Origin of the sequence: Methylobacterium sp. GC_Met_3 (assembly GCF_026540775.1) — a bacterium.
GTDB lineage: Bacteria > Pseudomonadota > Alphaproteobacteria > Rhizobiales > Beijerinckiaceae > Methylobacterium.
Window position 1 is genome coordinate 15,143 of record NZ_JALNUL010000012.1, and the last position, 12,159, is coordinate 27,301.

At 67.3% G+C, this 12,159-nt stretch carries 12 protein-coding genes; 10 read left to right on the forward strand and 2 right to left on the reverse strand.

What is annotated here, in order from left to right; translation table 11 throughout:
• Positions 1 to 24: 24 nt before the first annotated feature.
• The 4 genes from OXS27_RS16025 to guaA all read left to right on the forward strand — a co-directional run bounded on the left by OXS27_RS16025 (position 25) and on the right by guaA (position 4,184).
• On the forward strand, positions 25 to 1,392 hold the full coding sequence (locus OXS27_RS16025; RefSeq protein WP_267357400.1) for an MFS transporter: 1,368 nt from the start codon (positions 25 to 27) through the stop codon (positions 1,390 to 1,392).
• 326 nt (positions 1,393 to 1,718) lie between these two features.
• Entirely contained in the window at positions 1,719 to 2,114 is a 396-nt protein-coding gene (locus OXS27_RS16030; RefSeq protein ID WP_243926673.1) for a hypothetical protein, read from the forward strand.
• Positions 2,111 to 2,530 (forward strand): hypothetical protein, encoded by a 420-nt coding sequence (locus OXS27_RS16035; protein ID WP_243926671.1) that lies wholly within the window; start codon positions 2,111 to 2,113, stop codon positions 2,528 to 2,530. The genes OXS27_RS16030 and OXS27_RS16035 overlap by 4 nt, the downstream gene beginning before the upstream one ends.
• A gap of 97 nt (positions 2,531 to 2,627) precedes the next feature.
• On the forward strand, positions 2,628 to 4,184 hold the full coding sequence (gene guaA / locus OXS27_RS16040; protein WP_267357404.1) for a glutamine-hydrolyzing GMP synthase: 1,557 nt from the start codon (positions 2,628 to 2,630) through the stop codon (positions 4,182 to 4,184).
• Positions 4,185 to 4,188: 4 nt separating this feature from the next.
• Here guaA and OXS27_RS16045 read toward each other — a convergent pair whose 3' ends face one another.
• Positions 4,189 to 4,881: an SGNH/GDSL hydrolase family protein gene (locus tag OXS27_RS16045; protein ID WP_267357406.1), complete on the reverse strand. Its 693-nt coding sequence runs from the start codon at positions 4,879 to 4,881 to the stop codon at positions 4,189 to 4,191.
• Entirely contained in the window at positions 4,878 to 5,375 is a 498-nt protein-coding gene (gene tsaA, locus OXS27_RS16050; protein ID WP_267357408.1) for a tRNA (N6-threonylcarbamoyladenosine(37)-N6)-methyltransferase TrmO, read from the reverse strand. Before tsaA ends, OXS27_RS16045 begins: the two co-directional genes overlap by 4 nt.
• Positions 5,376 to 5,551: 176 nt before the next feature.
• Between tsaA and OXS27_RS16055 the strand changes: the two genes are divergently transcribed.
• The 6 genes from OXS27_RS16055 (at position 5,552) to sdhA (ending at position 12,073) form a co-directional block, all read left to right on the forward strand.
• A complete protein-coding gene (locus OXS27_RS16055; RefSeq protein ID WP_267357410.1) occupies positions 5,552 to 7,045 on the forward strand; it encodes an AMP nucleosidase in 1,494 nt (497 codons plus the stop codon).
• Positions 7,046 to 7,202: 157 nt separating this feature from the next.
• On the forward strand, positions 7,203 to 7,613 hold the full coding sequence (locus OXS27_RS16060) for a hypothetical protein (protein WP_267357411.1): 411 nt from the start codon (positions 7,203 to 7,205) through the stop codon (positions 7,611 to 7,613).
• Between the two features lie 347 nt (positions 7,614 to 7,960).
• A complete protein-coding gene (locus OXS27_RS16065) occupies positions 7,961 to 9,262 on the forward strand; it encodes an SLC13 family permease (RefSeq protein ID WP_243926657.1) in 1,302 nt (433 codons plus the stop codon).
• 129 nt (positions 9,263 to 9,391) lie between these two features.
• A complete protein-coding gene (gene sdhC, locus OXS27_RS16070; protein WP_243926656.1) occupies positions 9,392 to 9,793 on the forward strand; it encodes a succinate dehydrogenase, cytochrome b556 subunit in 402 nt (133 codons plus the stop codon).
• Positions 9,794 to 9,803: 10 nt separating this feature from the next.
• On the forward strand, positions 9,804 to 10,223 hold the full coding sequence (gene sdhD / locus OXS27_RS16075; protein ID WP_243926654.1) for a succinate dehydrogenase, hydrophobic membrane anchor protein: 420 nt from the start codon (positions 9,804 to 9,806) through the stop codon (positions 10,221 to 10,223).
• Between the two features lie 32 nt (positions 10,224 to 10,255).
• Complete coding sequence (gene sdhA, locus OXS27_RS16080) at positions 10,256 to 12,073, forward strand: succinate dehydrogenase flavoprotein subunit (RefSeq protein WP_243926652.1); 1,818 nt, start codon at positions 10,256 to 10,258, stop codon at positions 12,071 to 12,073.
• Positions 12,074 to 12,159: the final 86 nt, after the last annotated feature.

Below are 12,159 nucleotides of genomic sequence, written 5' to 3' on the forward strand. Positions count from 1 at the left end.
CCATCGTCCCGGCGGGGCGCGCTCATGCCTGATCCGGTTCTCCACCGCGGTCCGCTGGCGCGGTTGATCGACGTGAAGCCCGGCGAAGGCCGGGCGCTCGCCTGGGCGTGGGCCTATATCTTCTCGATCCTGGCCGCCTACTACGTGCTGCGCCCGATCCGCGACCAGATGGGCGTGGCGGGCGGCATCGAGAATCTACCCTGGCTGTTCACCGCGACCCTGGTGGGCATGCTCTGCCTGAACCTGCCCTTCGCCTATCTGGTGAAGCGGATGCCGCGGGCGCGGTTCGTGCCGATCACCTACCGGTTCTTCGCGGCCAATATCCTCGCCTTCGCGCTGGTCCTGTACCTCGCCCCGCCGGACTGGAATATCTGGATCGGCCGCGTCTTCTTCGTCTGGCTGTCGATCTTCAATCTCTTCGTCGTCTCGATCTTCTGGGCGACGATCGTCGACGTCTTCTCGAACGAGCAGGGCCGGCGCCTGTTCGGCTTCATCGCGGCCGGCGCGACACTCGGCGCCATCGCGGGCTCGGCCACCACGGCGATCCTCGCCAAGAACGTCTCGACCTGGGGCCTGATGCTCTGCGCCGTGGTGCTGCTCGAAGTCGCCGTGTTCTGCATGCGCGGCTTGGCGGCCCTGTCGAGCCAGCTCCACGAGGTGCCGGGCAGCAGCACGATTCAGAAGGGCGACCACGATCGAACGATCGGCGGCAGCGTGCTGGCGGGCGTGACCCGGACCTTCGCGTCCCCCTACCTTCTCAACATCTCGCTGTTCCTGCTGCTGTTCTCGGTGACCTCGACCTTCCTGTATTTCGAGCAGGCCGGCATCGCGAAGCGCAGCTTCCCGGATCGCGGCGCGCAGACGGCTTTCTTCGCGAGCGTCGATCTCGCGGTGAACGTCCTGACGCTCGGCGTGCAGCTCTTCCTCACCGGCCGGATCGTGAACCGGCTCGGCGTTGCGCTGACGCTCGCCATCCTGCCGGCCTTCAGTATCCTCGGCTTCGCAGCGCTGGCGATCTGGCCGACGATCGGCGTCATCGTCGCTTTTCAGGTGCTTCGGCGGGCGGGAAACTACGCCATCGCCCGGCCAATCCGGGAAGTGCTGTTCACGGTCGTTCCGCGAGAGGATCGCTATAAGGCCAAGAGCTTCATCGACACGGTGGTCTATCGCCTCGGCGATCAGATCGGCGCGTGGTCCTTCACGGGCATCCAGGGGCTGGGACTCGGCAGCACCGGGATCGCCGGGGCGGCGATCCCGCTCTCCGCCGCGTGGCTCCTGAACAGCCTCTGGCTTGGGCACGCGCAGGATCGGCGCCGGACCGCCCGTGAGACGGAGAGCGGCGAGACGGTCGAGCCTTCGGCGCCAATGGCGCGTGCGGCTCCGTCCGCATGAGCAGCTTCGCGAAAGCGGCCGCCGGTTTTGCGATCAAACCCTGCGATCAATCAAGGACTTAGCAGGGGGTCCGCAACCTACCGGTGCTGCATCCAGTCCCAGGCCAGGTAGGCCGGGACGGGGAGCATGATGGCGAAGAAAATCCAGTCGAACATCTGAGGCATCGGGCAGTCCTTCGTTTGGTCCGCCCCTGGTTCTACCGGCGCCGGCGACCGAAGTTCCGGCTGCGGCAGACCCGTTGGGGCCATCTCGGAGCCGCGGCTTCGTTAAGCGCTGGTTTACCTTACGGGGCGACGTATCACGCTGGGTTCGGCCGGGAGGGACGCATGGCCAGTCTTGCTGCGCCGGCACCGACGCGGTCGTACGGGCTGGGTCGTCACATCCTGGTCGTGCTCGGACTGCTCATGCTGGCGCCGGCCCCCGCGATCGCGCAGGAGCCGCTCTTCCTCCGCATCCGTCCCATCGCGGACGCCGAGGCCGCACGCGCGGCCCGGGAGGCCTTGTGGCTGCGCCGGCAGGCGCATGCCCGAGCGGTGATCGAATCGGTTTGCACGGGATGCCTCGCCGCCTGGAAGCCCACGGGCGAGCCGGCCCCCGTCGCGCCGGCCGCGCCACCCGTGGGGGCGGTGGCGAACCTCACTGTCCGAATAGGGGTTGAAACCGACCCCGGCCCCGTTGCATCCGACGACCCCGATCCACCGATCCCCGAGAGGCAACCATGACGCAATCGCACCCGACAAGCGGCGCCGAGCCCGAAGTCGATTGTCCCGTGAGCCTCGAAGTCCTGGGCTCCGTGTACCGTGCCGACGATTTCGACCTGCCGCTGATCCTCGAGCAGATCGAGCCCCTGAAGCGCGCCCAGCTCGCCACCTACCTTTACGGCAAGAGCCACATGCACAAGCTCGGCTTGAAGGTGGCCCGCTCCTGCGACCGGGACGACCTGATTCGCGTCGCCGGCGAGATCGGCTCGGTCATTCACGGCCAGGCGCATCTGAAGCCGTCCAAGCCGGCACCGGTCGCTGCACCCGAGCTCCGCGCCAAGACCATGCCGGGCCAGAAGAAGGTCAGCCTTGCGGGCGCGCCGGCGAAGCCTGCAATCAGCCTGGGCGGCTCGGCCAAGGTCCGCAACTTCGACTGAAAGCGCGACAGGGCTGGCGCGTGCCTTGCGCGGCGATCCCCAGCCCGCATGGGGGGTGCGCGTTGCGCGCGCCCCGGGCTTCGGATAATCGCCCGCGATGAACACCGACCACGACAAGATCCTGATCGTCGATTTCGGCTCCCAGGTGACGCAGCTCATCGCCCGCCGGGTGCGGGAGGAGGGCGTGTATTGCGAGATCGTGCCCTTCACGAAGGCCGAGGCCGCGTTCCGCGAGCAGAAGCCGAAGGGCGTGATCCTCTCCGGCGGCCCCGAATCGGTGACCGTCGAGGCTTCGCCCCGGGCGCCGCAGTCGGTGTTCGATTCGGGCGTGCCGGTCTTCGGCATCTGCTACGGCCAGCAGACGATGGCGGCCCAGCTCGGTGGCGCGGTCGAGGGTGGGCATCACGCGGAGTTCGGCCGGGCCGAGGTCGAGATCCTGGCGGATTGCCCCCTGTTCAAGGGCGTCTGGCACAAGGGCGAGACCTACCCGGTCTGGATGAGCCATGGCGACCGGGTCACCAAGCTGCCGGACGGCTTCACCACCGTGGCGATTTCCAAGAACGCCCCGTTCGCGGCGGTGGCGGACGCGGCGCGCAACTACTACGCGGTGCAGTTCCACCCGGAGGTGGCGCACACGCCCCACGGCGCCCTGCTGATCCGCAACTTCGTGCGCGACATTGCGGGCTGCTCGGGCGACTGGACCATGGGCGCCTACCGCGAGGAGGCGATCGCCAAGATCCGCGAACAGGTCGGCACCGAAAAGGTGATCTGCGGCCTCTCGGGCGGCGTCGATTCCGCCGTCGCGGCGGTGCTGATTCACGAGGCGATCGGCGATCAGCTCACCTGCGTGTTCGTCGATCACGGACTGCTGCGCCTGGGCGAGGCCGAGCAGGTCGTGGCTTTGTTCCGCGACCACTACAACATCCCGTTGGTCCACGTTGAGGCGTCGGGGATGTTCCTCTCGGCGCTCGAAGGCGTCTCCGATCCGGAGGTGAAGCGGAAGACCATCGGTCGGCTGTTCATCGACGTGTTCGAAGCCGAATCGAAGAAGATCGGCGGCGCGAAGTTCCTGGCGCAGGGTACGCTCTATCCGGACGTGATCGAGAGCGTGTCGTTCACCGGCGGCCCCTCGGTGACGATCAAGAGCCACCACAATGTCGGCGGCCTGCCCGAGCGCATGGACATGAAGCTCGTCGAGCCGTTGCGCGAGCTGTTCAAGGACGAGGTCCGGGTGCTCGGCAAGGAACTCGGCCTGCCCGAAGCCTTCGTCGGTCGCCATCCGTTCCCCGGCCCGGGTCTGGCGATCCGCTGCCCCGGCACGATCACCGGCGAGAAGCTGGAGGCCCTGCGCAAGGCCGATGCGATCTACCTCGACGAGATCCGGCAGGCCGGGCTCTACGACACGATCTGGCAAGCCTTCGCGGTGATCCTGCCGGTGAAGACCGTGGGCGTGATGGGCGACGGCCGCACCTACGATCATGTCTGCGCGCTGCGGGCCGTCACGTCGGTAGACGGCATGACGGCCGATTTCTACCCCTTCGATATGGCGTTCCTCGGCCGGGTCGCGACCCGCATCATCAACGAGGTGAAGGGCATCAACCGGGTGACCTACGACATCACCTCGAAGCCCCCCGGCACCATCGAGTGGGAATAGGCGTTCACGGTCCGCACAGGACCGGTTCAAGCGCCTTCAGCGCGGGCCGGTAAGCGGCGAGGTGAAGACCGTCGCGCATGGCGCCGGGCTTGGCGAAGCCTGTCTCGCCATCGCGCAGATCCGCGAACGGATCTGCGAAGGCGCAGCCGATCCGCCCGCAGAGGACGTGCAGCCGCTGCGAGTAATCCGCGACCGCGGCGGCATCGACGAGCGTACCGAGTTCGCGTCCGAGCGGGGGGAGGGCGGTGACAACCACCCGCGGCGCGAGGCTCTGCAGGCGCCGTACGATGATCTCCGCAGCGGCCTCGAACCGCGCGGCCGGCTCGGCAGTGCGCGGCTTGTTCTTCGCGAGGATGTCGTTAGTCCCGATCGTCAGCACGGCGGTCCAAGGGTGTCGGGCGAAGGTCAGCTGCTTCAGGTGATCCGCGTAAGCCGCTGCCGTTGATCCGCTCACGCCGCCATTGACCAGCGGCAATCCGCAGACCTGCTGGCCACCCGGCTGCAGCTCGACCTGCGAATCGCCTCCATAGAAGACGAAGTCCGGCGGCGCCTCGTCGAGGCTCACCTGAATGGCGATGAGGCGCATCACCGCGTAGGCACGCGCATCGGCAGCCGGCCTGTGCAGACGCCAGCCCACAAGCCCGCCGAGAACGAGCAACCCGATACCCGCGACGATCAGGAAAGCGAGACGCCTCACCGCTCAGCACCGGCACGGCCGACCTGCGCATTCGGACGGGAATCCGTCGATGCGTAGTAGGGCTTGATGTCGAGGAGCGGCGTACCGTCGATGCAGTCAAGCCCGCGCACCCGCAGCACGTCGCCCTCCCGGCCGAGCAGGTCCACAACCGACAAGGCAATCGGGTTCGGCCGCGCCGGTGAGCGCAGCGAGAAGGTGCCGCGCGGGCCATCAGCGTGGCGCGGCTGCTGGACCACGAGGCCGCGGGTCGCCCGGTCCATCCAGTAGAGCAGGATCAGGTGCGTGCAGCCTGTAATGGTGCGCAGACCCGGAACGTAGGGCGCATCGATCTCCACCGTGCAGAGCGCCTCGGTCTGCAGACCGTTCTTCGGGCACTCGGAACGCGTCCGCCAGGGAGTGCGCAACCGGCCGATGAAGTGAAGGCCTGCATCGAAATCTGCGGGCAGATTTGCCATCTCCTCGCCGGGACGGATCCCGAACTCGTCCGCTTTCATGCGACCTCGCTCTGCCTCAGCGGGCTTCTCGGCCAAGCACCCGGCGCCCGCAACCCCACATCTCGCAACCCCACGTCTGGCGGTGTAGAGCCGGCCCTACAGCGCCCCCCGCTGAAGTGGGCAGCGGTTCGGCGCAAGTGAGCGCATCAAAACAAGACCTTAGACCCGGAGGCGACATGATCGAGCGGGAATTGCGGCCGATGCAGGCCGTGGCGGATGCCGGAACTGCGATCGATCGCTTGGTCGAGCTCTACGACGGGGCCGTCGGCGCTTTGCGCCAGGCCCTGGAGCGCTACCTCGCCGGGCGCCCGCCCCCGGACGCCACCGAGCGCCTCGCCTTCCGCTACCCCGAATTGCGGATCAGCTACCGTCCGGACGGTCCACTGCCGCGGGTGCGGCGCGCCACCGCGAAGCTCCAGGCCGCCGGCACCTACGCGACCACGGTCACGCACCCCGCCTTCTTCCGCCACTACCTGACCCGCCAGCTGGAACCGCTGATCGCCGATTACGGGATCACCCTCGAAGTGGGTCTGAGCGCGCAGGAAATACCCTATCCCTACGTGCTGGAGGCCGGGCTCGACGCGCGCGGACGCGCCGTCGACGGCGCGGACCTTGCCACCTACTTCCCGGTGCCGCTGCTGTCGCTGGTGGGCGACGAGATTGCCGATGGCATCTTCGACCGCGCCGCGGGTGAGCCGCTACCGCTTGCCCTGTTCGATGCGGTGCGGGTCGATTACTCGCTGCGTCGCCTCGTCCACTACACGGGCTGCGACTGGCGCGAGGTCCAGCCCTGGATCCTGCTGACCAACTATCACCGTTACGTCGATCAGTTCGTCCGCCACGGGCTGGACCGGTTGGCCTCGGGTGCGGAAGGGTTCGAACGTCTGGTCCTGCCGGGCGGAATTTCTGTCTCGCGCGCCGAGGCCGCGCAAGCCGACCCGGCGGCGGTGATCGCGGCCTCACCCTGGCACCGGCACCAGATGCCGGCCTATCACCTCGTCACCCGGGGCGAAGACGGGACGCATCAGGGTACGACCCTGGTCAATATCGGCGTCGGTCCCTCGAACGCGAAGACGATCACCGATCACCTCGCGGTGCTGCGCCCGGATTGCTGGCTGATGGTCGGCCATTGCGGCGGCCTGCGGCAATCGCAGACCATCGGGGATTATGTGCTGGCGCACGCGTATCTCCGTCGCGACCGGATCCTCGACGAGCTTGTGCCCCCGGACGTGCCGATCCCCGCGCTCGCCGAGGTGCAGGTCGCGCTCCAGAACGCCGCCGCCGCCGTGACGGGCGAGCAGGCCGAAGCCCTCAAACGGCGCCTGCGCACCGGCACGGTCGTCACTTACGACGACCGCAATTGGGAATTGCGGTTCAGCCAGGAGCGGCGGCGGATAAACCAGTCCCGGGCGGTGGCGGTCGACATGGAGAGCGGCACCGTCGCCGCCCAGGGCTTCCGCCTGCGCGTGCCCTACGGAGCGTTGCTCTGCGTGTCGGACAAGCCGCTCCACGGCGAGATCAAGCTGCCGGGCGCCGCCAACGCGTTCTACGATCGGGCAGTCTCCGAGCATCTCAAGGTCGGGCTCGCCGCGCTCGACGCCCTGCGTGCCGATCGGCACGGGCTGCACTCGCGCAAGCTGCGGAGCTTCGACGAACCGCCGTTCCGTTGAACGACCGGTCCGATTCGTGCAGCCACGCTCTCGAGAGACCATGCTGTCGGCCCAGTGCAGCGACGGAACGACACGCGCGCTCGATACCGAAGCTTGGATACGCGCGGGTTCAGCGCTGTAGGACAATCAACGATCACATGAAACGTTGGGTTGTTCGATGAAGTATCTGGCATTGGTATCGACCGCATTGCTTGCGGCCGCGGCTTTCAACCCGGTCGGCGCGGATGCACGCGGCTTTGGCGGCGGAGGATTTCACGGCGGCGGCTTCGGCGGCGGATTTCATGGCGGTGGGTTCCATGGCGGCGGTGCAGGCTTCGGCGGCGCCCGCGCGGGCGGGCTCGGCGGCGGCTTCCGCGGCACAGGCCTGGGCGGGACCGGCGCAACCGCCGGGGGCGGTCTTCGGACCGGGGGATTCGGCAATTTCGGCCGCGTCGGCGCGCTCGGGACCCGCGGAGTCATCGGAAACCGGGGGGCATCGGAACCCCCGGACTGGCTGGGCGGGGCTTTGCGGGCCGTCACCCTGGCCGCGGCTACGGACGTGGTCTCGGGTATGGCCTCGCGGGCGTAGGGCTCGGCCTCGGCGTTGGATACGGACTCGGTGGCTTCGGCGACGACAGCTGCAACACCGAGTATGGCTACGGCGCCTACGATCCGGCCTCTTGCGGCACGTACGGCTACTGAACCCCTCGCAATCGCACGTCCGGACTCGAATTCGGGAGGCCCGGCCGGTGTACGGCCGGGCCTCCGCGTGTCGAAATCCCTCGGCGCGCGTCGGATCGCCATCGGCACCATGTCGGTCTCGAAGCGCGGGCCTTCGCGGTTGAAGAAGGCTCCGTCCATCACTGCCGAATTGCGAACCTTTCCAAACCGGACAGGATGTTCGCATTGTCGGGGGTGTGAAGAGGGGAGGATCGCGTGAGCGGGGTTGCAGCTGTGCCGGCGACCGCCGCTCTGCTCGTGCTGTGCATGAGCCTGTGGGCGACTGCGCTGTTGCCCGAGGTGGTGACGGCGCTCGCCTTCTTCGGACTGGCGATGCTCTTCCGCCTGGGCAGCGCCACCACGGTCTTTTCCGGCTTCTCGGCTTCGGCCTTCTGGCTCGTCCTGTCCGGCATGGTGGTTGGACAGGCCATGACGCGTACCGGCTTGGGCAGCCGTGTGGCCCGCGCGCTGGCGCTTCGCCTCTCCGGCTCCTACCCGCAGTTGATCGCCGGACTGGTCGGTCTCAGCTTCCTGATCGCCTTCGTCATGCCGTCGAATCTCGGGCGGATCGCGCTGATGATTCCGGTGACACTGGCGCTCTGCGACGCATTCGGACTCGTCCAGGGTCGCCCAGGGCGGACCGGGGCGGTTCTGGCCGTGGGCGTCGCCACGCCGATTCTCTCCGCCGCGATCCTGCCCGCCAACGTACCGAACCTCGTGATGGCCGGATCGGCCGAACATCTGCTCGGTGTCCACTTCTCCTACCTGTCGTATTTCCTGCTGCACGCGCCCGTCCTGGCCGGGGTCAAGGGCGTCATCCTGGTGCTGTTGGTCGTGCGGCTGTTCCCGGATCGGCTGGCGCACGGTGCCCCGGCCTTGCCGGCCCTGCCGCCGATCTCCGCCGGCGAGCGGCGCCTCGCCGCGATCCTCGCCTGCACGCTCGCGCTGTGGATGACCGACAGCCTGCATGGGCTCGCCCCGGCCTGGGTCGGCCTCGCCGCCGCCGTCGTCTGCCTGCTGCCGCGGGTCGGCGTTCTTCCATCCGAGAGCTTCCAGCAGATCAATCTGCGGATCTGCTTCTACATCGCGGCCCTGCTGGGGCTCGTCGCCCTCGTCAACGAAACCGGGCTCGGCGAACGCCTCGGGCACCTCGTGTTGTCGGTGGCGCCGCTCGAGCCCGGCGCCCCAGTCCAGAACTTCGCCGTGCTGACGGGCCTCGGCACGGGCCTGACGCTGCTTCTCACCGCCAACGGCGCACCGGCGCTCTACACCGCGCTGGCGCGCGACATGACGGCCGCTAGCGGAATGTCACCCTACGCGGTCGTCTCGCTACAGGTCATCGGCTACTCGACGGTCTTCTTCCCGTACCAAGCGCCGCCGATCGTGTTCGCCAGCGAACTCGGCGGCGTCCGGCTCCGGGATGCGACGCGACTCACCCTGAGCTTCGGCGTGGTTGGGCTCATCGTGGCTGCCCCCCTCGATTATGCATGGTGGCTGCTGCTCGGCATGCTGAAGTGACAGAAACCGATTTGTGTTGCCCGCGTGGGCACATTGCGTCGCACCATGATGGATTGCGGCTTGCCCGCGCAGGCACTAGCGCTACCAGATTAGAGACGGTCCAGTTCGCAGCTGCGAGGCTTCATCCCGATGGCACCCACCGCACGCCCGACAGTGGCACAGCCGCTTTCGCCGCATCTCCAGATCTATCGCTGGACCTGGACCATGGCGATGTCGGTGTTTCACCGCATCACCGGAACGGCGCTCTACGGAGGGACTGCACTCGTTGCCATCTGGCTGCTGGCGCTGGCTTCCGGACCGATCGCCTATTCTTATGTCGCCGGGTTTTTCGGCTCCGTGATCGGGCGCCTGATCCTGTTCGTCTACACATGGATCCTGATGCACCACATGCTCGGCGGCCTGCGCCATTTCGCCTGGGACTTCGGGATCGGCTTCGATCGGGAGAAGCGGCTGGCGATGTCCCGTCTGACCCTGATCGGGTCGGTGGCGCTCACGCTCGTCATCTGGGCGGTCGCCCTTCTGGTCCGCTGAGGAGGTCGTCATGGCCAAGGAAAAGATCCGCCAGGACACGAGCGTCTCGATCCGCACCCCGCGGGCCCGCGTCCGGGGCCTGGGCGTCGCCCATCACGGTGTCAGCCATTGGTGGTTGCAGCGCGTCACCGCGCTGACCAACACGGTGCTGATGCTGGCGTTCGTGGTCATCATCGCGAACATGGCCGGCCGCGATTACGCGGGCGCAGTCCATATCGTCGCAAACCCCTTCGTCGCGATCATCCTCATCCTGGCACTCCTGTCGGTGACGCTCCACATGCGCATTGGCATGCAGGTGGTCATCGAGGATTACGTTCACGCGCAGGCGACCAAGATCGCCGCGGTGCTCGCCAACAACGTCTACGCGGTCCTCGTGGCCGTCGCCTGCCTCTACGCGGTCCTGCGCATCGGCTTCGGACAGCCGGCCTGAACCCCGCCATCACGACATTCGAGGAGCCGAACATGGCCGCCAATGGCACCAACGGCAGCGGGCCTGCCTACACCATCCACGATCACGCCTTCGACGTGGTGATCGTCGGCGCGGGCGGCGCGGGCCTGCGGGCGACCGTCGGCTGCTCGGAGGCCGGCCTGCGCACCGCCTGCATCACCAAGGTGTTCCCGACCCGCTCGCACACCGTGGCGGCGCAGGGCGGCATCTCGGCCTCGCTCGGCAATATGGGCCCGGATGACTGGCGCTGGCACATGTACGACACCGTGAAGGGGTCGGACTGGCTCGGCGATCAGGACGCCATCGAATACTTGGTTCGGAACGCACCTGCGGCCGTTTACGAGCTTGAGCACTGGGGCGTGCCGTTCTCCCGAACGGAAGAAGGAAAAATCTACCAGCGCCCGTTCGGAGGCATGACCACCGATTACGGCAAGGGCACCGCCCAGCGCACCTGCGCGGCGGCCGATCGGACCGGTCACGCCATGCTGCACACCCTCTACGGGCAGGCGGTGAAGAACCAGACCGACTTCTTCATCGAGTATTTCGCCCTCGACCTGATCATGGACGACGAGGGCCGCTGCCGCGGCGTCATCGCCCTCGACCAGGCCACCGGCGAGATCCACCGCTTCCGCGCCCAGACGACCATCCTGGCGACCGGCGGCTACGGCCGCGCCTATTTCTCGGCGACCTCCGCGCATACCTGCACGGGCGACGGCAATGCCATGGTTCTGCGTGCGGGCCTGCCGCTGCAGGACATGGAGTTCGTGCAGTTCCACCCGACCGGCATCTACGGCGCGGGCTGCCTGATCACCGAGGGCTCGCGCGGCGAGGGCGGCTACCTGACCAATTCCGAGGGCGAGCGCTTCATGGAGCGCTATGCACCGTCGGCCAAGGATCTCGCGTCGCGCGACGTGGTCTCGCGCTCGATGACCATGGAGATCCGAGACGGCCGCGGCGTCGGCAAGAACAAGGACCACATCTACCTGCACCTCGATCACCTGGATCCGAAGATCCTGCACGAGCGCCTGCCGGGTATCTCGGAATCGGCAAAGATCTTCGCCGGTGTCGATGTCACCAAAGAGCCGATCCCGGTCATCCCCACCGTGCACTACAACATGGGCGGCATTCCCACGAACTATCACGGCGAGGTGCTGACGCTGCGCGACGGCAACCCCGACACGGTGGTTCCCGGTTTGATGGCGATCGGCGAGGCGGCCTGCGTGTCGGTGCACGGCGCCAACCGCCTCGGCTCGAACTCGCTGATCGACCTCGTGGTGTTCGGCCGGGCAGCCGGCAAGCGCTGCGCCGAGATCGTCGAGCCGAACGGGCGGGCGATGGAATTGCCGAAGGGCGCCACCGACAAGGCGCTCGAGCGCCTCGACCGTTTCCGCCACGCCAATGGCTCGACGCCGACCGCGGATCTGCGCGCCGAGATGCAGAAGACCATGCAGAACAACTGCGCTGTGTTCCGCACCGGTGAGGTTCTGGAGGAGGGCAAGGGCCTGATCCACAAGGTCTGGAACGCCGCCGCCGACGTGAGAATCACCGACCGGTCGCTGGTCTGGAACACCGACCTCCTGGAGACCCTGGAGTTCGACAACCTGATCGGCCAGGCGGTGGTGACGATGGAATCGGCTGCCAACCGAACCGAGTCCCGCGGTGCCCATGCCCGCGAGGACTTCCCGGATCGCGACGATAAGGACTGGATGAAGCACACCCTGTCCTGGCTCGACGAGAGCCGGCATCAGGTAAACATCGATTATCGCCCGGTTCACACCTACACGATGTCTAACGAGATTCAGTATATCGAGCCGAAGGCCCGCGTGTACTAAATTGACTGTCCGTGCCGTGGGTGCCGAAAACCGGCATTCACGCCGTTTTCGGACCGTTCACCGGTCGAATCGAGGTGTGAGGAGTG